Origin of the sequence: Agrobacterium tumefaciens (assembly GCF_031801495.1) — a bacterium.
Taxonomy (GTDB): domain Bacteria; phylum Pseudomonadota; class Alphaproteobacteria; order Rhizobiales; family Rhizobiaceae; genus Agrobacterium; species Agrobacterium tumefaciens_K.
In genome coordinates this window covers 755,816-774,935 of the sequence record NZ_JAOEGC010000001.1, presented here as the reverse complement: position 1 = coordinate 774,935, position 19,120 = coordinate 755,816, and the positions used below count along the sequence as shown (strand labels likewise).

The 19,120-nt window shown below is 59.5% G+C and carries 19 protein-coding genes; 5 read left to right on the top strand and 14 right to left on the bottom strand.

What is annotated here, in order from left to right; translation table 11 throughout:
• The first annotated feature begins 132 nt into the window (after window positions 1-132).
• Window positions 133-282, top strand: a complete 150-nt coding sequence (locus N7578_RS03630) for a hypothetical protein (RefSeq protein WP_311108940.1) — start codon at window positions 133-135, stop codon at window positions 280-282.
• A gap of 40 nt (window positions 283-322) precedes the next feature.
• Here N7578_RS03630 and N7578_RS03625 read toward each other — a convergent pair whose 3' ends face one another.
• The 10 genes from N7578_RS03625 to N7578_RS03580 all read right to left on the bottom strand — a co-directional run bounded on the left by N7578_RS03625 (window position 323) and on the right by N7578_RS03580 (window position 10,339).
• Window positions 323-445, bottom strand: coding sequence for a hypothetical protein (locus N7578_RS03625; RefSeq protein WP_311108939.1), 123 nt, complete (start codon window positions 443-445; stop codon window positions 323-325).
• A 13-nt stretch (window positions 446-458) separates the two neighbouring features.
• Entirely contained in the window at window positions 459-833 is a 375-nt protein-coding gene (locus tag N7578_RS03620) for an OsmC family protein (RefSeq protein ID WP_311108938.1), read from the bottom strand.
• 17 nt (window positions 834-850) lie between these two features.
• Window positions 851-2,050, bottom strand: a complete 1,200-nt coding sequence (locus N7578_RS03615) for an amidohydrolase family protein (protein ID WP_311108937.1) — start codon at window positions 2,048-2,050, stop codon at window positions 851-853.
• A gap of 41 nt (window positions 2,051-2,091) precedes the next feature.
• Complete coding sequence (locus N7578_RS03610) at window positions 2,092-3,072, bottom strand: oligopeptide/dipeptide ABC transporter ATP-binding protein (RefSeq protein ID WP_311108936.1); 981 nt, start codon at window positions 3,070-3,072, stop codon at window positions 2,092-2,094.
• Window positions 3,069-4,070: an ABC transporter ATP-binding protein gene (locus N7578_RS03605; protein ID WP_311108935.1), complete on the bottom strand. Its 1,002-nt coding sequence runs from the start codon at window positions 4,068-4,070 to the stop codon at window positions 3,069-3,071. The genes N7578_RS03610 and N7578_RS03605 overlap by 4 nt, the downstream gene beginning before the upstream one ends.
• Window positions 4,067-5,572 carry an amidohydrolase family protein gene (locus tag N7578_RS03600; RefSeq protein WP_311108934.1) on the bottom strand — a complete coding sequence of 502 codons (1,506 nt, stop codon included), beginning with the start codon at window positions 5,570-5,572 and terminating at the stop codon, window positions 4,067-4,069. The genes N7578_RS03605 and N7578_RS03600 overlap by 4 nt, the downstream gene beginning before the upstream one ends.
• Window positions 5,569-6,762, bottom strand: coding sequence for an amidohydrolase family protein (locus tag N7578_RS03595; RefSeq protein ID WP_311108933.1), 1,194 nt, complete (start codon window positions 6,760-6,762; stop codon window positions 5,569-5,571). The genes N7578_RS03600 and N7578_RS03595 overlap by 4 nt, the downstream gene beginning before the upstream one ends.
• A 9-nt stretch (window positions 6,763-6,771) precedes the next feature.
• Complete coding sequence (locus N7578_RS03590; protein WP_311108932.1) at window positions 6,772-7,728, bottom strand: ABC transporter permease; 957 nt, start codon at window positions 7,726-7,728, stop codon at window positions 6,772-6,774.
• Between the two features lie 12 nt (window positions 7,729-7,740).
• Complete coding sequence (locus tag N7578_RS03585; protein WP_311108931.1) at window positions 7,741-8,706, bottom strand: ABC transporter permease; 966 nt, start codon at window positions 8,704-8,706, stop codon at window positions 7,741-7,743.
• A 79-nt stretch (window positions 8,707-8,785) separates the two neighbouring features.
• A complete protein-coding gene (locus N7578_RS03580) occupies window positions 8,786-10,339 on the bottom strand; it encodes an ABC transporter substrate-binding protein (protein WP_311108930.1) in 1,554 nt (517 codons plus the stop codon).
• Window positions 10,340-10,581: 242 nt separating this feature from the next.
• Here N7578_RS03580 and N7578_RS03575 point away from each other — a divergent pair, with 242 nt between their 5' ends.
• From N7578_RS03575 to N7578_RS03565, 3 genes are read left to right on the top strand one after another with little or no spacing between them, the layout of a single operon-like run.
• Entirely contained in the window at window positions 10,582-11,271 is a 690-nt protein-coding gene (locus N7578_RS03575) for a GntR family transcriptional regulator (protein ID WP_311108929.1), read from the top strand.
• Between the two features lie 10 nt (window positions 11,272-11,281).
• On the top strand, window positions 11,282-12,841 hold the full coding sequence (locus N7578_RS03570; protein ID WP_311108928.1) for a gamma-glutamyltransferase family protein: 1,560 nt from the start codon (window positions 11,282-11,284) through the stop codon (window positions 12,839-12,841).
• Window positions 12,842-12,849: 8 nt separating this feature from the next.
• Window positions 12,850-14,094, top strand: a complete 1,245-nt coding sequence (locus N7578_RS03565) for an amidohydrolase family protein (protein ID WP_311108927.1) — start codon at window positions 12,850-12,852, stop codon at window positions 14,092-14,094.
• 45 nt (window positions 14,095-14,139) lie between these two features.
• On the opposite strand, the gene N7578_RS03560 is transcribed toward N7578_RS03565, so the two are convergent.
• The 3 genes from N7578_RS03560 to N7578_RS03550 all read right to left on the bottom strand — a co-directional run bounded on the left by N7578_RS03560 (window position 14,140) and on the right by N7578_RS03550 (window position 16,854).
• Complete coding sequence (locus N7578_RS03560; RefSeq protein WP_311108926.1) at window positions 14,140-15,192, bottom strand: polysaccharide deacetylase family protein; 1,053 nt, start codon at window positions 15,190-15,192, stop codon at window positions 14,140-14,142.
• 13 nt (window positions 15,193-15,205) lie between these two features.
• On the bottom strand, window positions 15,206-16,393 hold the full coding sequence (locus N7578_RS03555; RefSeq protein ID WP_311108925.1) for an ATP-grasp domain-containing protein: 1,188 nt from the start codon (window positions 16,391-16,393) through the stop codon (window positions 15,206-15,208).
• Between the two features lie 71 nt (window positions 16,394-16,464).
• Window positions 16,465-16,854, bottom strand: a complete 390-nt coding sequence (locus N7578_RS03550) for an acyl-CoA thioesterase (protein ID WP_311108924.1) — start codon at window positions 16,852-16,854, stop codon at window positions 16,465-16,467.
• Window positions 16,855-17,029: 175 nt separating this feature from the next.
• Between N7578_RS03550 and N7578_RS03545 the strand changes: the two genes are divergently transcribed.
• Window positions 17,030-17,224, top strand: a complete 195-nt coding sequence (locus N7578_RS03545; RefSeq protein WP_311108923.1) for a hypothetical protein — start codon at window positions 17,030-17,032, stop codon at window positions 17,222-17,224.
• Window positions 17,225-17,241: 17 nt separating this feature from the next.
• Here the strand turns inward: N7578_RS03545 and N7578_RS03540 are convergent, their stop codons facing one another.
• Complete coding sequence (locus N7578_RS03540; protein WP_311108922.1) at window positions 17,242-19,050, bottom strand: ABC transporter ATP-binding protein/permease; 1,809 nt, start codon at window positions 19,048-19,050, stop codon at window positions 17,242-17,244.
• Window positions 19,051-19,120: the final 70 nt, after the last annotated feature.

The following is a 19,120-nucleotide window of genomic DNA, read 5'->3' as shown; positions in this document are numbered from 1 at the left end:
CATTTGCTGGCAAGAACCGATGCTGTAAGGATCAGGGGGTGAATCGGAATAATTTCGAATGATTGCGTTTAGCGGTGTTAGGTGGATCTGAATGGAAGCGAAGGACGGGCAGACTGTTTCGGAATCTATCTTGTGGCCGATTCCACCAAGATCAACCGGTCGTCCTTCACGCGGCTCGGCTCGCTCGACGTCATCCATTCGTTCATCACCGATGACGGGATTTCAGACCGCGACGCCAGGGAATTCGAGAAACGCGGCATCGAAATCCTCATAGCAAAATAAACGGCTCCGGCCGTGAGGCAGGAGCCGTCGAGGGCAGGTTTCAATAAGACAGCGCGATGCTGAAAAGACCGGCCGCGGGAGGCGGTTCGGTAGAGGTGACGTCGTAGATGCATGGCGTCACGAAGACGGCTGCAACCACAGCCATGACGACCATGATCCGCATGTGATCCTCCCGCTCAGACAAGATTGAGTTCGACATTGATGTTGCCACGTGTCGCCTTGGAATAGGTGCAATTCTGATGCGCCTCATCGACAAGAGCCCGCGCGACCGCCGGATCCAGACCTGGAAGGCTGACAGTCAGTCGCGCCTGCAGAAAATAGGCGCCACCTGTCGTTCCAAGGTCGACTTCCGCATCCACGGCAGTGCCCTCCGGAAGACGCAGCTTGCGCTTGCCGGCAGCGAAGAGCTGTTCGGGATTGGTACCCGGTTGCGGAGAACCGGGAGAAGAAAGCCGGACATCGAGCTGGGCATCGTCACTGCGGGCAAAGCCGTCGCGACCGCCTGTGGTGCGGATCTTGCCGGTATAGAGAACCTTGTCGATCTGGGTCAAAAACGGCTGTTTGCCTTCTATTCCGATTTCCGGACCTTGCCGCCTTCGGCCACAAGCCGACCTTCCTTGAAAACCCTGCGGTTTGCGGGAAAACCAACGACGGCTTCAGGCACATGCTCGGCTGCAATCGCGACGAAATCCGCCTTCGCACCGGGTTCGATCCCGTAACCTTCCAGTCTCAGCGCTTTCGCTCCGGCCGAGGTGACGATATCGAACGCGGCGTGGAGTTCCGCATCGGTAAAGAAACCCGAGCGATAACCGATGATTTCCGCCCGGCGCAGCATGTCGCCATCGCCATAAGGCCACCAGCTGTCGCGGATATTGTCGCTGCCGCTGAAAACATTGACGCCTTCGCTCCGCAGCAGAGCAACCGGCGGGAATGTGTGATGTCCCGGTGCATTGGTCATGATCGAGATGCCGCTCCGGGCGATTTTTGCAGCGATCCTGCGGGCCGCGTCGGGCGGGAGATCGCCAAGCCCGTAGGCATGGCTGATTGCCACATGGCCCTGCATGCCGAGCGCTTCGGTCCGAGCGCAGATTTCCTCGATGGTGAAGGCGCCCATGCTGCCACCTTCGTGAAGGTGAATGTCGGCGTCCACGCCGCGCTTCTCGGCAATGCCGAAAACAACATCGAGATGCGCCGTCACATCACGGTCGAAACTTGCCGGATCAAGTCCACCGATCAGATCTGCTCCCATCCCGATCGCTTCATCGAGCAGCTCCGGTGTTCCCGGGCTTTTCAGAATGCCGCTCTGCGGAAACGCGACGAGCTGAACATCGATCAGATCCTTGTATTGCTCCCTGACCGCAAGGATGGTTTCCAGCGACTTCAATCCCACGGAGCCATCGACCATCACATGACTACGCATCTGCAATGTGCCATCAGAAATGCATAGCTCGAGCTGCTGGATGGCACGCTCGGCCATGGGCTCCGCTTTGGCCATGTTTTCGGCCTGGAAGGCAACCCGCTCGTGCACATCGAAACCATTCGTGCAGGGACGGTGCGGCACCCATTTCCCGCCATAAAAGCTCGTGTCGAGGTGGATGTGTCCTTCTACGAAGCCCGGAACCAACAGATCGCCCGCAATATCAATGACATTCGCGCCGCCAGACTGGGACGCCACCGCCTCGACCGCCGCGATCCGGCCCTTCTCGACATGGATGTCACGCAGCTGGCCGTCGGCAAGCCTTGCATTGATAAAGAGGGTTCTTGTCATGATCGGTGTTTCCTCGGAGTTTCTTATTGTTCAACAGCGTATCAGGTCGCAGAAGCGAGATGGCAGGCAACGTTGCCGCCACCGCTTCTTGCCCGGACTTGCGGTGCGATGCTGCTGCACTGAGCCGTCGCCATCGGACAGCGGGGATGAAAGGCGCAGCCCTTCGGAGGGTCGAGCGGGCTTGGCGGCTCTCCGCCCATCAGTTCGCGGTTGCGATTGGGAGCTGCAACGTCCGGAATTGTCTGGAGCAGGAGCTGCGTGTAGGGGTGCTGCGGATTGGCAAACAATGCCTCCGTATCCGCTTCCTCCACAATCCGGCCGAGATACATGACCGCGATACGATCCGCCATGTGCCGAACGACCGCGAGATTGTGACTGATGAACAGGTAGGTCAATCCCAGCTCATCCTGAAGCTTGCGCATGAGGTTGAGGATCTGCGCCTGAACGGAAACGTCGAGCGCCGACGTGGGTTCGTCGCAGACTAGAAATTCCGGTTCACTGGCAAGGGCGCGGGCAATCGAAATACGCTGTCTCTGACCACCGGAGAATTCATGCGGATAACGTGTCGCGTCATCGGGCGACAGGCCGACCGTTAGCAGCAGCTCCGCCACACGCGCCGCAGTCGCCTCGGCTCCGTTCCGCAGGCCGAACTCGCGGATCGGCTCGGCGATGATATCGCCGACGCGCCAGCGCGGATTGAGGCTCGCATGCGGATCCTGGAAGATCATCTGGGCTTCCATCGGCTTGCCGCGACTTTTACCCTTGTCGGCAGGAGCAAACAGGATCGCCCCTTCGCTCGGCGGATAAAGCCCCGTCACCAGCCTCGCCACCGTGGATTTGCCGCAGCCGGATTCGCCCACAAGCGCCAGACACTTGCCCTTTTGCACAACGAAGGTGACGTCCTGCACGGCGCGAAGATATCGTTTCGGCTTGCGGTCGATCACACGGTTCAACCAGGGCGCGGAAACATCGAAGACACGCGTGAGCTGATCGACTTCCAATGCGTTGCCGGAACTTCTCATTGCACACCTCCATCATGAACCAGACAGGCGACACCGCCGTGCCCTTCTCTCACCATCGCCGGGCGCACCTGCCTGCAACGAGAACCGGCTTCGGAACAGCGCGGATTGAACGCACAGCCATTGGGAATCGCGTTCAGTCGCGGCATGGCGCCATCGATCTGGGCCAGGCGTTCAACGCGGCCACCGAGTGCAGGGATCGACCCCATCAGGCCGCGCGTATAGGGATGCTTCGGCCGGTTCAGCACCTCTGCCACTGGACCGATCTCGATCACGCGCCCGGCATACATCACGGCAACACGGTCTGCCGTCTCGGCAATCACACCCATGTCGTGCGTGACCAGCATGACCCCGGTGCCGTGTTCGTGACAGAGCTTGCGCAAGAGCGCGGTGATCTGCGCCTGGATCGAAACATCCAGTGCCGTCGTCGGTTCGTCCGCGATGATCAGTTGCGGCTTGCCCGCCAGTGCGAGCGCAATGACGACACGCTGCCGCATGCCGCCGGAAAACTGATGCGGATAATGATCGATCCGTTCATCGGCACCGGGAATACCCACCTGTTTCAGAAGGTCGACCGCATCCGCCCGGGCCTGCGCCTTGCTGCGTGGCGAATGCAGACGGATCGTTTCGATCAGCTGCTGGCCCACTGAAAACAACGGATTGAGCGAGGTCAGCGGATCCTGAAAGACGGCGCCGACCATGCTGCCGCGGATCGATGCCATTTCGGCCTCGCTGAGATTGTCGGTGCGCTTGCCGCCGATGCGGATTTCGCCACCGGAAACGCGCCCCGGCGGTTCAAGAAGACCGAGTACCGCCATGCCGGTCATCGATTTTCCCGCACCGGACTCGCCCACGACGCCGAGTATCTCTCCGCGCCTTATGCTCAGGGAGACATCCGACAGCGCCCGCAGCACGCCCTTGCGGGTGGGGAACTCGACCGAAAGATCCTTCACATCGAGCGCAAGAACGTCGGATGCGGGAGAATGATTGCTGGTGTTCATGACGCGACCTCGCCTTTTGCCTGGTGCAACGGGTAGCTTGGAGGAAAGATGGTTTCGACCGGAGGATGCCCGAAAGTCCGCTCCGGATAGCGGGCAACAAGGCCGTCGAACTGCGCTTGCGCCTGGGTGCGTGCAGCGTCGAGATCGATGCCCGCGACCTGCCCGTCACGCATCGAGATGCGTCCATCCACGATCGTTGCCCGGGTAACGCGTCCCGTTGCACCATAGACAAGCGTCTGGACGGGATCGATCCGCGGCGCGATCATGCGATCCGCGATATCGAACACCGCGATATCCGCCTTCGTGCCGGGTGCCAGGCGTCCGATATCCGGGCGCTTGAGGGCGTCAGCACCGGCAATCGTCGCCGCATCGTAAAATTCCGCTGCCGATGCGGCATCGCCGCGACCTTCGGCAATGCGATTTGCCATCAACCCGACAGACATGTTCAGCACCATGTCCGGCGGCGCGGTATCGGTTCCCATGCCTATACGGATGCCCATCGCTTTCAGCCGCGAAAAGGACCGGAGCGATGAACCGTGCCGTGCGGAAACTAGCGGACAATGGGCGACCGTCACGCCATTTGCGGCATATAGGACAAGATCCGCGTCGGTGGCGACCGTCGCATGGGGTGCGATCAGGCGTGATGACAAGAGGCCAAGCCCGTCAAGCCATTGCGGAGCGGTCATGCCGTGCAGGCGCCGCACGGTCTGCAACTCCATCTCGCCCTGCGCCATGTGCAGGCGAACCGGCAGATCCATCGCATCCGCATGGGCAAAGGTCTGGCGAAGCAGCGCTTCCGTGCATGTTTCCACGCGGTCCGGTGCGAACATTCCGGAGATCAGGCCACCGGCCGTGCCATGAACACGTTTCGCGAATGCGGCAGCATCGGCCAGTTCCTTCAAACCGCGTTCTTCATCGAACACCGGCTGCATGGTGCCGCTCTCATCAAGGATCACCCCGCCGCTGCGATAGGCGGGACCAAGCCAGACACGCAGGCCGAGATCGCCTGTTGCGCTGGCCGCAGCCTCGAATTCCGCAACCGTCTCGCCCCAGGCACGGTAAAAGAGAGACGCAATCGGCAGCGCCGAGGTGATGCCATTCAGGAGCAGTTGCGCGAAGGCATAACGCTTCTGGAAGGCCAGTTCCTCCTGCGTGTACATCTCACGGGCGCGTGCGGCATAATCCGTCGGCCAGACGCGCCCTTTCTTCCACCCCGGCTGATTGTCCATGCCAAGCACAGTCGTATCGAGATCGGACAGGGCATCGAGATCGACGAAGCCCGGTCCGATCAGGGCATCGCCCATGTCGTAACGGGCCGAAACCTCTCCTTCGAAACCGGATCCGATCCAGATGACGCGATCAGCCTCGATGACCACCTCGCCGTTCTCGACGAGGCGTCGCCCTTTCGGCCCGTCAGCGATGACAAACCGCGCCTTGAGCAGCCAGCGACCGGGCGGTCGCTGGCCGAGTGGCAGTTTTGACCAGAGGGTATCTGCCGTCATGGCCGCTCCCGCAGGCTCTTGCCGTCCCGTCCGGTCACGTTGCCGGCAGCAACCACCAGCTTGCGGGGCTGGTGCGTGACCATTGCTTCACCGACCGTCTCGCCTTCCACGATCACCACGTCGCCACGACCGCCAACAACGAGGGAATGATCCGCACGATCCATGGCGAGTGCGCCGCCGGTGGTGCAGACATCGAGGGCCATCAGCAGTTCGTCATCGCGGCGAAGATTGTTCTTCATGCCGAGCAGCATCGAGCGCTCGAGCATGTCCCCATTGCCATAAGGTCCCCAAGTATCGCGGAAACCGTCAACACCGGCGCCGAAACGTACGCCCGCCGCATGCAGGCGTTTCAATGACGGCACTTCACGGGAAGGCGGTGCCGTCGTCAGGATCGGAACATCCAGTTCGGCGCAGGTGTCGATCAACCCCTGTGTCACGTTCCAGTCCGGAGCACCGAGGCAGAATGCGTGGCTGACAGCCACCTTGCCCTGCATGCCCAGCGCACGAATACGCTCGAAGATCAATTCCATCGAAAAGGCGCCAAGTTCGCCACCCTCATGCAGATGAATATCGATGCCCTTGCCGTATTTTTCCGCGAGCGCAAAGATGGCGTCGAGATGCGCCTTCGGATCGCGATCCATGCCGCATGGGTCAAGCCCGCCGACAAGATCGGCACCCATGGCCATTGCCTGGTCGAGCAGTTCCACCGTGCCGGGCCTGCGCATCAGTCCCGATTGCGGAAAAGCGACGATTTCGATCTCAACAACATCCGCAAGCTGGCGTCGTGTTTCCATGACGCCTTCCAGCGCAACAAGCCCTTGATCCGTATCGATGTCCACATGCGTGCGGATCAGCGTAGTGCCGTAAGAAACGGACTGCAGCGATTGCCGCATCGACTGGACGTGAGCGTCGAGGCCGTATTCCTTCTTCACCTTCCGTTCATTGTCGATCTTGTCGATCAACCGCGGACCGACCTCGTTGCGGTACCATGGATACCCAAGCAGCGACTTGTCGAGATGGGTGTGCGCGTCAACAAGGCCGGGAATGGCAATCCGCCCGCCCGCGTCTTCGACCGCAACATTCTCCGCGGCAAGATTGGCTTCGATCGCGACGATGCGGCCATCCTTGATGAGAATATCGGCAGGCGCACCGCCCAGCGGTCTTGTGTTTCGGATAAGAAGATCACTCATGCGTATGCCTCAGCGCAGTTTGGGATTGAGGGCGTCACGAAGCCAGTCGCCCAGGACGTTGATGGAAACGACCAGCAGACAGAGTTGCAGGCCGGGGAAAAGCACGATCCACCACTGGCCGGAGAACAGATACTGGTTGCCGATGCGGATCAAGGTGCCGAGCGACGGCTGCTCGGGGGGCATGCCGACACCAAGGAACGAGAGCGTCGCTTCGATGAGGATGCCCAGGCCGAAATTCAGCGTTGCGGTCACCAGAAGCGGTGTCGTGGTGTTGGGCAGGATATGCTTCACCAGAATGCGCCACGTTGGAACCCGGATAAGCCTTGCGGCCTGAACGTATTCCTTGTTGCGCTCGACCATCGTCAGTGCTCGGACCGTACGGGCATATTGCACCCATGCGGAAAGCGCGATGGCGAGCACGATGACGCCGGAAGCACCCACCTCGCGCAGCGATGCCGGAAGCGCCTGCCGTGCAAGCGCCGAAACCAGAATGGCGATCAGCATGGTCGGCATCGAAAGCAGAACGTCACCCGCCCGCATCAACAGGCCATCGGCCCATTTCCCGTAATAGCCGGCCACAAGGCCAAGCGCCGAACCGACGATCAGTGACACGGCGACCGAGGCCGCGCCGATGACGATGGAGGCGCGGGAACCGTAGAGGATCGCCGAGAGAAGGTCGCGGCCCTGCGTGTCGGTCCCGAGAATGAACGGCCATTGCCCGTCCGCCATCCAGATCGGCGGGATTTCGGCGTTCAGCAAATCCAGGGATGCCAGATCATAGGGGTTCTGGACCGTGAACCACGGGGCGAAAAACGCCGAGCCGATGAGAAGCACAAGCAGTATGGCCGCGATGACCGCTGATGGATGATGCCTGAAGCTCCACCATAGATCGGAATCGCGCAGCCGGCTGATCCATGACGGTCGAGAACGAGGTATCTGTTTTGTGGTTTGTTCGACAATGGTCATGATTGGCTCCCGTCACGCGGTTCGAAGGCGCGGATCGATCACCGCATAGGCAATGTCGACGACCGTGTTCAGTGTCACGAAGATGAAGGAAACGATGCAGAGATAGGCGGCCATGACGGGGATATCGACGAAAGTGACAGCCTGCATGAACAGCATGCCCATGCCCGGCCACTGGAACACCGTCTCGGTCACAAGCGCAAATGCGATCAGGTTGCCGACCTGCATGGCGGTGAGCGTCACCACCGGCATCAGACAGTTCTTCAGCGCATGACGGAACCACAGCGCCCGTCGTTTCACGCCACGGGCACGGGCGAATTTGATGAAATCGGCCCGCAGTATCTCCAGCATTTCCGCCCGCACCAGCCGCATCACCAATGTGATCTGGAAGAGCGACAGCGAGAGTGCCGGCAGAACGACCGCCGCACGGCCGGATGGCGTGAGAAGCCCTGTCGACCACCAGCCAAGTTTGATCACCTCGCCTCGTCCATAACCCGGCAGCCAGCCCAGGCTGACGGAAAAAACGAGGATCAGGATGATGCCGACGAAAAAGCTCGGCAGCGAGACGCCGACGATGGAGGAAAACTGCAGTCCTTCGGCCCACCATCGGCCACGACCGATGGCCGTGAATACGCCGAGCGGAATGCCGATGGCGAGCGACAGGATCGTCGCGATGATGACCAGTTCGAATGTTGCCGGAAAACGTTCGCCGATCAGGGTGATGACGTTCTGCTGGTTGCGCCAGGAAAGGCCGAATTCGCCCTGAGCAGCGTTGGTGACAAAGCGGACATACTGAACAAGGAAACCGTCATTCAGACCGAGCCGGGTCCGCAGTTCGTCGCGCTCCACCTGGGTAGCGCTTTCGTTCACCATCATCTCGACCGGATCGCCGAGAAAACGGAAAATCAGAAATGCGAAGAAGGCGACGGTCAACATCACAAGGATGGCGTTGCCGATGCGTTTGACGAGAAAGGCGATCATGGTCGCACGTTCCTGACCTCTTGGATGCAAAATGGTGTCCCTGCCGAGAGGGATCGAGGCTCGGCAGGGACGGTGCGACTTACATTTTCACCAACCAGAGGCGGGGAAGGTTATCCGAGAAGAGCGGAAAATCCTTTATCTTCGCGTTTGTCGCCCATGCAAGCGGCTGCTGATGCAACGGGATCATGAGGGATTGTTCCTTGGCGATCTTCAACGATTCCGCTTCCATCGCCAGACGTTTGGTCCGATCCATTTCGACGGCGGAGGCTTTCGTCACCGCGTCAAATTCCTTGTTGGACCAGCCACCCCAGTTGAAGATGCCGAACGAACCTTCCTTCGTGTGCAGAACCTGCGATGTTAGGCTGTAGGTGTCGAGCATCGGCAGGGTTGCCCAACCCAGTGTGTAGACATCGACCTTGCCGGACGAACGCTTCGGCGTCTGAACCGAACGCGGTCCCTGATCCAGTTTCGGCTTGAGGCCAACGCGCGACCACATGGACGCGACAGCCTGGCAGATCTGTTCTTCGTTCACGAGGCTGTCGGCACAGTTGAACTCGAATTCGAAACCTTCGGCACCCGCTTCTTTCAGCAGCGCCTTGGCTTTTTCCGGATCGGCCTTCACAGGCGTATCGAGTGCGGCGTCATAGCCCGGGATCTGCGGCGCGACGAGCGCACCGGCATTGCGCGACTTTCCGCGCATCACCCGCTTCTGGATGAGATCAAGGTCGATGGCGAGCTGCATTGCCTGACGGACACGGAGATCCTTCATCGGATTGGCCGCACCCGACAGAAGCTGATCGCGCTGGCTGAAACCGATCATCACGGTGCGAAGGTCCGTGCCTTCGAGGAGCTTGACCTCCGGGGAGGCTTCCAGTCGCGGCAGGTCCTGTACCGGCGCCTGGTCGGTGAAGTCGATATCGCCGGCAAGCAGAGCCGCAACGCGCGTTGCAGGAGAGGCAATCGGCGTCAGTTCGATACGGTCGATGTTGTGTTCCGGCTTATCCCACCATCCGTCGAACTTGACGAATACGGTCTTGGCGTCCGGCTGTCGGCTTTCGACCTTGAACGGACCGGTGCCGTTTTCGTTGTAGGTCGCATAGCCTTCCGTACCCGAACCGACATCGGTCGGCGCTTCCGCGTTGTTATCCTTCAGCCAGTCGGCGTCGAAGATGTAGATCGTCGTGAGATCGTTGGGCAGCAGCGGATAGTTGGCGGAAACATCGATCTCGATGGTATGCGCATCGATGACCCGCGATCCCTTGTAAGCGGGAATATTGCCCCGCAGGGGCGACTTCGGGTTGGACGCACGCAGCAGCGAGGCCTGCACGTCCTCTGCGGTGAAGTCAGCGCCATTATGGAACTTCACGCCTTCCCGCAGCTTGAAGCGCCAGGTTGTCGGCGAGACGATTTCCCAGGATGTGGCGAGCGCCGGTTCTATCTTGAGATCACGATTGTACCGGATGAGGCCTTCATAGGCGTGGTTCAGCACGCCGAGTGCAAAGCTGTCGCCGTAGGAATAGGGATCGAGCGAGCTGATGTCACGCGAAGCACCCCATTTCAACGTACCGGCCATGGCAGGTACTGTTAAAGCGATCAGGGCAACACCCGTCGCCAGCATTCTTGACAATTGCATATTTAAATTCCCCTCGAATTGCATGCAATATTGGCGATATGCAGGATGCGCTATGATGCGCGTACTGCCGAAACAGGCATCTGCAGGCGACTTCCAGTGTCTTTCTCTGCGGATCGTTCAAAACGCTAATTCAAAAAGAATACGAACTCAAGCCATAATTGCATGCAATTTATTTGCTAGATAACGTACAATTTTTATGCAATAGACTGAGAAAAATGCATTGAAGCGAAAGAGCGACAGCGATGTCCACGAATTTGAGCAGAAGCGACGCGATCTACGCCTCGCTTCGCCGCGCCATTCTCGAGCAGGCTCTGAAACCCGGCACGAAGCTGCCGGAAGATTCGATCGGCGATACATTCAGCGTCAGTCGGACAAGCGCACGCAATGCACTGCTGCGACTGGCATCCGATGGCCTGGTGGAGATCAAGCCGAACCGCGGCGCAGCGGTGGCCATGCCCACGCTGGAGGAAGCCGAAGAAGTCTTCGCGCTCCGACGCTGCCTCGAGCGTGAAGTCATCGAACGCCTTTGCAAACGCATGCCACGCGACGGCATCGATGCACTGATCAGCCATGTACGGGAAGAGGAGCGAGCATTGCAGGCGTCGTTACCGCGCTCCATACGGCTTGCTGGTGAGTTTCATATCCTGCTTGCGGAACTTACCGGTTCGAAACTGCTGATCGACTTCATCAGCCAGATCGTTTCCCGTTCATCGCTGATCCTCGCTCGCTTCGGGCGCCCGCATTCGGCGGAATGCGGAATAGATGAGCATGTGCAACTGATTGAAGCGTTGAAAAATCAGGACGCGGCCACGGCGATACGGATCATGGATCACCACCTGCACGCGGTCGAGGATCGCGCCAAGGTAGACGACAAGGACGATGGTCCCGATATCGCGAAGATCCTCAATCATTACATGTCGGTTTCCGAATAATATGCAGCAGATGGACAAGACAGCAGCGGCCCGCTCCAGAAGCGGTATCGTCACCACTCCTCATCATCTTGCCAGCGAAGCCGGTGCGAAGGTTCTGCGCCGTGGCGGCACGGCAATCGAGGCCGTTGTTGCCGCGGGAGCGGCGCTGACAGTTCTCTATCCGCACTTCTGCGGCCTGGGCGGTGACGCCCTGTGGATCGTGGCGGATCGCAACGGCAGACGCCAGGCCATCATGGGCATAGGCCAGGCGGCAGCGACGCTGCCCAAACTGGATGCCATCCCGGCACGCGGCCCGTTATCTGCTCTGACAACGGCAGCCGTCGTCGACAGCTGGGGGCAGGCGCTGGCCTATTCTCAGGAGAACTGGAACGGGGCCGAAAAGCTCTCCACGCTGCTCGAAGACGCAATCGGGCTGGCCGCCGACGGCTTTCCCGTCAGCCAGTCCCTGCAGCACTGGTATGCGTTCCGCCGAGGCGAAATCGAAAGCTGGCCCGGTGTATCGACGGCCTTCGTTACCGAAGGGCTGCAGCGGCAACCGCAGATGGCCGACGCTCTGGAGCGGATCGCCCGCCACGGTCATCGCGAATTCTATGAAGGCGAGCTTGCAGATCGCATAGCAAAAGCCCTGGAACAGGCCGGAAGCCCCATCCGCAAGGGTGATCTCCAGAAAACCGCCGCCACGATGGAAGATCCCGTTTCCATCAGCTATCGCGGCATAGAACTGCTGGCACCGCCGCCACCGTCGCAGGGCATCTCAACGCTTGCCATCATGGGCATCCTGCAGCATTTCCCGATGCATGAAGTCGATCCGTCATCCGCGGATTTCTACCACCTTTGCGTCGAAGCGGTGAAACAGGCGTTTCTCGACCGCGGCAAGATCGCTGATCCCAATTTCGTCGCGCAACGGTGCGCCGATCTGCTGGAACGCGGCAATCTTGCCAACAAGGCTGCGGCGATTGACGCCGTTTCCGCTATGTCCTGGCCTCACCGCTTCAAGACCGGCGATACGGTCTATCTGGCAGCGGTTGATTCCGAAGGACGCTCGGCAAGCGTTCTTCAAAGCACATATTATGACTGGGGCAGCGGGGTGCTGCTGCCCGATACGGGAATTCTCTGGCAGAACCGAGGAGCGGCGTTCAGTACGGACCCGTCGAGCCCTAACGTACTGGCACCCGGCAAGCGACCGTTCTACACACTCAATCCCGGTCTGGCGCTGAAAAACGGGCTGCCGCATCTCCTCTACGGAACACAGGGCGCGGATGGACAACCACAGACCCTGACCGTGCTGCTCAGCAGGCTGATCGACCATGGCCTTGATCCACTTTCGGCTCTGTCAGCGCCGCGTTTCCTTCTCGGCCGAACGTTCTCCGACACGCGCGACAACCTGAAGGTCGAGGAAGCAGCAGGGCAGACAGTTCTGACGGAACTCACGCAACGCGGACATGAAGTCATCCCCATCCCTGCCTTCAGTCCCCTCTCCGGTCAGGCGGGTGTCATTCGCTTGAACGATGACGGATGGATGGATGGCGCTCACGATCCGCGTAGCGACGGCTGCGCCATCGGCATATAGGATATCAAATGCAGGTCGATCTCGTCCTTCGGAACACACGTATCGCCCGATGGCCGGAGCTGGTGGATATTGCCATTGTGGATGGCCGCATCCACGCCGTCGCGCCGGCGATACGTTGCGAGGCTGTTCAGGAAGAAGATCTTGACGGCGGCTTTGCCTTTCCGGGTTTCGTCGACAGCCACATTCACCTCGACAAGGCCTGCATTCTTGGACGCTGCACGATCTGCGCAGGCACACTGGAGGAGGCAGTCCGGGAGACGGCCAGAGCCAAGGCCGGCTTTTCCGAAGAAGACGTTTTCGAAAGAGCTTCCGCGCTTGTCGCCAAGGCGATCACCCACGGCACAAACCGGATGCGCACCTTCGTCGAAATCGATCCGCGGGCCGGAATGCGGTCGTTCGAGGCCATCAAGCGTGTGCGCGAGAAATATGCATTCGCGATCGATCTCCAGATCTGCGCATTCGCGCAGGAGGGACTGACGCAGGAGCCCGAAACCGAAACGATGCTTGATGCCGCGCTGGCCGACGGCGCAGATCTCATCGGCGGCTGTCCCTATACCGACATCGATCCGGCCGGACATGTGCGACGAATTTTCGCGCTGGCCCGCAAACATGATGTCGACGTCGATTTTCATCTCGATTTCAGCCTCGACCCGGCAAAAACGGACCTGCCGCTCGTCATCGAGGCGACGCGGGCGAATGGCTATGCGGGCCGTGTCACGATCGGCCACGTCACCAATCTTTCTGCACTCGACACCGACGCACTGTCGATGATTGGCGCCGAAATTGCAGCCGCTGGCATTGCGCTTACGGTTCTGCCTGCAACCGACCTTTTTCTGATGGGACGCAAGTTTACACACAATATTCCCCGCGGGATCGCACCCGCGCATATGCTGTCCGGCCTTGGTGTCAGAACGGCCATCGCGACGAACAACGTGCTGAACCCATTCACACCGTTCGGCGACGCTTCACTGGCGCGCATGGCCAATCTCTATGCCAATGTGATGCAATTGTCCCGTGAAGCGGATATCGAGCTGGCTTTCGATATGGTCACCTCGCAGGCGGCGGCTATTCTGGGGATGCAACGTGAACTGGCTGTTGGCGAACCGGCGGATATCGTCGTTCTTGATGCGAGCGATATGTGCGACGCGATCCGTTGTGCGGCGCCCGCCCTTGCGGGCTGGAAAGCTGGCAGGAAGACGTTCAGCCGTCCTAAGGCTCAGATTCTGAATGACCGGCTGAGCGTGAAAGAATAGATCATCGCTGGAGAAAACCGGAAACGCGTTTGTCGTTCCGGGACTTCACGACAGAAAACGAAACGGCAGGCCGGAAATCAAGGCCTTCACGTAACGCTTCTTCTGGAAGTGGCCATTCAGCGAGACGCGCGGCAACGCTGTCGGGCTTTTGAGATGTTCAGGCAAAAGAACGCCGGGCCTTGTCGTGACCGCCACGGGAAAACCGGCGTGAAGCGTCGCAGCAATCTCTCGATCACCGGCCGCGGTCGCCCATCCATAGGGATATGAGAAGGACAGAGGGCGGCAACCGACATAATGCTCGACCCGCGCCGTCGACTCGGCGATCTCGTATTTCAGGCGGTCGTCACTCACTCGGCGCATGTTCACATGCGTCATGGTGTGAGCGCCCAGATGCACGAGAGGATCGGAAGAAAGCGCTTTCAGCTCGGCTTCATTCATCACAAGGCGACCAACGATTTCGAGCGGATCAATGCCGTTATCCCTGGCAGCAATATCGATCCGGGCAACGGCCTCGTCTTCATCGAGAGAAGAGACGAACCGTTCGAAACGCGCAAACGCTGCCCGCTTCCGGGGGAGACTGGCGCATTGGATCAGTTCCTCTCCCTCGCCAAAATCGAAGCGGAAGGACGAAGCTTTCTGCAAGAGCGCCTCTGCCGTCTCCCACCAGATGCTGCGCGTGCGCTCGACAAATCCCGGCGTGATGAAAATGGTATAAGGCACCCCGAACTTGCTGAAAACCGGCGCGGCGTGTTCGGCATTGTTGCGGTAGCCGTCATCCAGCGTGAAAGCGAAGAATTTTCGCCCGTCATCCGGCACAGCCGTCAGTCCTGGCAGGTCATGCAGATGCACCGGCACAAGCCCGCATTCCAGCGCGGCTTCGATGGCTACGGCCAGAAACTCGGGCGTGATGGACAGATGATCGTTTGGCGCAAAGCCGGTTTTCACCAGCGGCGGACGAACGTGGTGCAACGTAAAGATAACGCCCCGTCCACCAAAAGACGGCAGGAATGATCGAATGCCGGGAAACGACGCGGCTTCCAGCCCGGCGCGGATGGCGACATATTTCAACGATCGTTTCATGACCTGCAAAGCTGCCATCGCGTCTTACCGATTATCCCGATCTCATGGATGGCAGAACCCTCTTCTTCAACACCCGCCACGCCGTCAGCGGCAGGTCGATCAGGCCCGGAAGAGGATCGTTGAACGCAAACGCCGCCCAGCACCGGGCCTTCCGCACAGACGGAAACGTCGTCGCGGCACCGGTCTGGCCACGCTTGCGCAACGTGAATGCGGCAACCAAATCACGGACCATATAGGACCATGCAACGCCCTGTTGAGCGTCGGCTGATCGCTGCTGCGGCATATCATTGGCGATCCGCCACAACATGGCTCCGAGATCCACGCCCGCTGCCGAACACAGGGCGAACCACGACCATGGACGCGGGTTCACATCGAGAAGCTTCAGCGTATCCGTCCTGCGGTCGAGCTTGAATTCAACCTCGACCAATCCGCTATGCCCGACCGAACGGAGGATCTTTCTGGCTGCCTCGAGCGCCTGCGGCTGGTCCACCACTTCGACGTAGGTGCTGGTATAACCGAAATCGACGGGATACTGGCGGGTACGGCGCGCCGTGAACTCCGCGACCGGCTCGCCGTCTTTCCACAGCGCCGCATAGGAGAACTGGCTTTCGCCACCGCCGGGGATAAGCTCCTGAACGACGACATTGCCGGCGCCGATCTGGCTGGCAGCATCGAGATAAGCAAGTTTCAGTTCTTCAAGGTTCTCGGCCCTTATGACCTTCGCCTTGGCAAGAGCGGTGTTGCCTCCACCCATGTTCGGCTTGAGCACGACCGGAAAAACAATGTCTGCGATGTCAGCGTCGGCAGGAGAGCTCAACTCATAGGTTCTGGGAATGGCGACGCCGAGTTCCGTGGCGCGCCTGTAGAGAAGCGGTTTTTCACAGAGCCAGCGGAGTACCGTCCAGTCCGGCAGAACAATCTTGTAGCAGACAGAGAGAAGCTCGCGATTTTCCGCGACAAGCTGTACCTCCCCGTCACCGGCTGCGATGAGAAGCGAGCCTTTCAGGTCCGGTCGCTCCGCGAGGTCGCGCAGGAAGCGGAATGCGCCTGGATCATGCGGTCCCGGCCATCGGATGGTTTCGTGTACGAAACGCGACCATCCGGGAAGAGGAGAATCATGTGTGAGATAGGTGACGCGCACATTCAGGGCGCCAAGGCTGCGGGCGAGTGCCAGCGTACCATGCGCACCTCCAACAATTACAACACCTGGAATAGTCACAACCCGTTCCCCGTCTTCTCCAATTCCTTAATGGCAAAAATTGATAAACAAATTGGACACCTCGGCGAGGTTCAGCTGTCACTTGCCACTGCGCGGGGGTTACCGCTCTCGTCGACTGCCACCATGATGAAAACCGCTTCGGTGACCTTGTCGCGCGAGTCCTGATAGTGCCTGCGGGTCCACGCCTCGATCTTGAGCGTGATGGACGTGCGGCCGATCTTCTCGATGCGGGTATAGACACACAGGGTATCGCCGATCTTGACGGGCTTCTTGAAGACGATTTCGTTGACGGCGACGGTAACCGTCCGTCCACCGGCAACATCGTTGGCGCGGACGAATGCGGCAAGGTCCATCTGCGACATGACCCATCCGCCGAAGATATCGCCGGCCGGGTTGGCATCGGCGGGCATGGCGAGAGTGCGAAGCGTAAGTTCCATATCTGCGGGCGGCTGCTGATCCATTGCAAAAAATCCTTTCGGCTAACCTCCCGAACAAGCCATTAAAGAACCCCGCTGCATGAGCCAATAGCCGTTTTTTCGTAGCAGCCCTTCGCAAACAGCAAGGAATACCAGGCTCTGGTAAGCCTTGATTAACCATGATCCAGCAGGATCTCGTCAAACAGACGGGGCAAAACGCATGGCTTATGACTGGAGTGGCAATCACACCACGCAACAGCGTTACGACCGGATCGTTCTGACGGTTGCCGGTGCGGTATTCCTGACAATTGCAACGGGAACGCTCGTTCTGCGCGCGCAGATTACCCCCGCAAGCCCGGTCACCTTCGCGAAGAAGGAACCGTTGAACTCCGATAGCTGGCACCTGCGTCTCTGAACCATCGCAGCGGGAAATCAGCTCGAAGCGCTGACCGGCTTTGGCTCCTTGTCCTTTGAGACGATCAGATCGAGATGGGCGATATTCGGTGACATTGCCGACAAAAATGTTTCCGACCTGCCGATATAAATGATCGCGGTTTCCTTCATGTCTCTCAACACATCGGCCAGCCTGTCCTGTGTCGACTTCTCCAGTCCTTCGAGCAGATCGTCTATCACAAGGAACGATGGCTTGAGCAGCAGCGCATTCGCTACCCTGACGCTGGCCTGCTCATCCGAATCCAGCTTCTTGTCCCACCGTATGCTTTCATCGATACGTGATGCGATGTCTCCAAGCCCGCAGGCCGTCAGCGCGGTCACATAGTCTTCATCGGCAAAGCGTTGCGGCGCGCGCGGATACGCAAGAATTTCACGTAGCGAACCTGACGGCAGGTATCCATGCTGGGCAATGAAAAGCGTGTCGGATTGCTCCGGCATTTCAATCCTGCCCTGCCCCCAAGGCCACAAACCGGCCATCGCGGCAAACAACAGGCGCCGGTTGACGCCCTGCTCTCCATTGACCATCAATCGCTCGCCCGGTCCCAGTTTCACATCGGTTTCGCGCAACCGGAAGCCCCGTTCCAGATTATCACCGCCCGCATCGCGGCAGATTTCCACCGATTGCAGGCGGATTCCCTGATCCGCATCGACGCGCGAAAGTTCGATCGTCAGCCCATGCTGCTCCACCTTGTCCATCTGAATGAGCGCATTGCGAAAGACGGACACGCGCTGCAACGTGGCCTTCCAGCTGGCGATGGGACCGAAATTGTCGATGTACCACCGAAGCGCCGTGTTGACCTGGTTGAAGGCTCCAACCGCCATCATCAGGCCACCGAATGTCAGGTTTCCGGAAAAATACACCGGGGCAGCGATCAGGATCGGCGCAACGATGGCCAGCCATCCATATCCCGACGATACCCAGGTCAGATGCGTCAGCGCCATGGCAAGGCCGCGGATGACACCCAGCACCGCGTCGATATCGATGCCGATGCGCCGGCGCTCATTCTTCTCGCCGCGTGCCAGCGCGATCGCCGTCAGGTTTTCGCTCGCCCGCATCAGGGAAAACCGCAGTTCCGCCTCTTTCGAATAGCGCTCGGCATTGAGCCCGACGAGACGGTGGCCGACAAGATTGCTGAGCAGGGAAGCGGACCCTGCGTAGAGGATCGCCGCCCAGACCATATATCCGGGAATGGCAACGAGATTGCCGTTGATATTGACCGCAAATCCGGCCGACAGAGTCCACAGAACGCCGATAAAGCTGACGAGCAGGATCGTGGCGTTTACCAGCCCAATGGAAAGTGCCGTACTGCTTTCAGCCAGGTTGCGAACATCATCGTGCAGGCGTTGATCCGGATTGATGGCGATTGCGCCAAAACCCGCCAGCCGCGCGGCGCGCCCCGGCTTCAACCACTGGTCGACCATGTCCTTGGCAAGGCCTTCCCTCATGTTCAGCGCCGTCATCTGATTGAGCCATGTCTGGATGACGTTCAGCAGCAGAAGGGCACCGGCGATGATGGCAAACACCTCCAGCTGATGAATAAAAGCGGAGAGGTCACGCCTTTCCAGCGCATTGTAGAATGGCGCGTTCCATTCGTTGAGGCGGATCTGTCCGTAGGCCGTCAACAAAATGATCGTCAGCAGGGCAAAGGAAAGCAGAATGAGCCGGTTGCGGACAGGCGACGTCCAGAACGCCCGCCCCATCATCCGCAGCTGAGCTGGAAAATCGAGATCGAAGCCCGTGATGTTTGCCGCATCTTTGCGCTGGCCGTCGGTTACCGTGGATGCCATTCGTTCGATTCCGAAACTTCCCAGTTGCAAAGGAGGCAGGTCACAATCCCGGCCTTGAGAGGCCAAGCAA

Bases quoted from the DNA above. Each gene is read 5' to 3' on its own strand.
- N7578_RS03625 (WP_311108939.1), bottom strand. From the start codon at position 445: ATGCGGATCATGGTCGTCATGGCTGTGGTTGCAGCCGTCTTCGTGACG.
- N7578_RS03615 (WP_311108937.1), bottom strand. From the start codon at position 2,050: ATGACAAGAACCCTCTTTATCAATGCAAGGCTTGCCGACGGCCAGCTG.
- N7578_RS03610 (WP_311108936.1), bottom strand. From the start codon at position 3,072: ATGAGAAGTTCCGGCAACGCATTGGAAGTCGATCAGCTCACGCGTGTC.
- N7578_RS03605 (WP_311108935.1), bottom strand. From the start codon at position 4,070: ATGAACACCAGCAATCATTCTCCCGCATCCGACGTTCTTGCGCTCGAT.
- N7578_RS03600 (WP_311108934.1), bottom strand. From the start codon at position 5,572: ATGACGGCAGATACCCTCTGGTCAAAACTGCCACTCGGCCAGCGACCG.
- N7578_RS03595 (WP_311108933.1), bottom strand. From the start codon at position 6,762: ATGAGTGATCTTCTTATCCGAAACACAAGACCGCTGGGCGGTGCGCCT.
- N7578_RS03590 (WP_311108932.1), bottom strand. From the start codon at position 7,728: ATGACCATTGTCGAACAAACCACAAAACAGATACCTCGTTCTCGACCG.
- N7578_RS03585 (WP_311108931.1), bottom strand. From the start codon at position 8,706: ATGATCGCCTTTCTCGTCAAACGCATCGGCAACGCCATCCTTGTGATG.
- N7578_RS03580 (WP_311108930.1), bottom strand. From the start codon at position 10,339: ATGCAATTGTCAAGAATGCTGGCGACGGGTGTTGCCCTGATCGCTTTA.
- N7578_RS03575 (WP_311108929.1), top strand. From the start codon at position 10,582: ATGTCCACGAATTTGAGCAGAAGCGACGCGATCTACGCCTCGCTTCGC.
- N7578_RS03570 (WP_311108928.1), top strand. From the start codon at position 11,282: ATGGACAAGACAGCAGCGGCCCGCTCCAGAAGCGGTATCGTCACCACT.
- N7578_RS03565 (WP_311108927.1), top strand. From the start codon at position 12,850: ATGCAGGTCGATCTCGTCCTTCGGAACACACGTATCGCCCGATGGCCG.
- N7578_RS03560 (WP_311108926.1), bottom strand. From the start codon at position 15,192: ATGGCAGCTTTGCAGGTCATGAAACGATCGTTGAAATATGTCGCCATC.
- N7578_RS03550 (WP_311108924.1), bottom strand. From the start codon at position 16,854: ATGGATCAGCAGCCGCCCGCAGATATGGAACTTACGCTTCGCACTCTC.
- N7578_RS03545 (WP_311108923.1), top strand. From the start codon at position 17,030: ATGGCTTATGACTGGAGTGGCAATCACACCACGCAACAGCGTTACGAC.
- N7578_RS03540 (WP_311108922.1), bottom strand. From the start codon at position 19,050: ATGGCATCCACGGTAACCGACGGCCAGCGCAAAGATGCGGCAAACATC.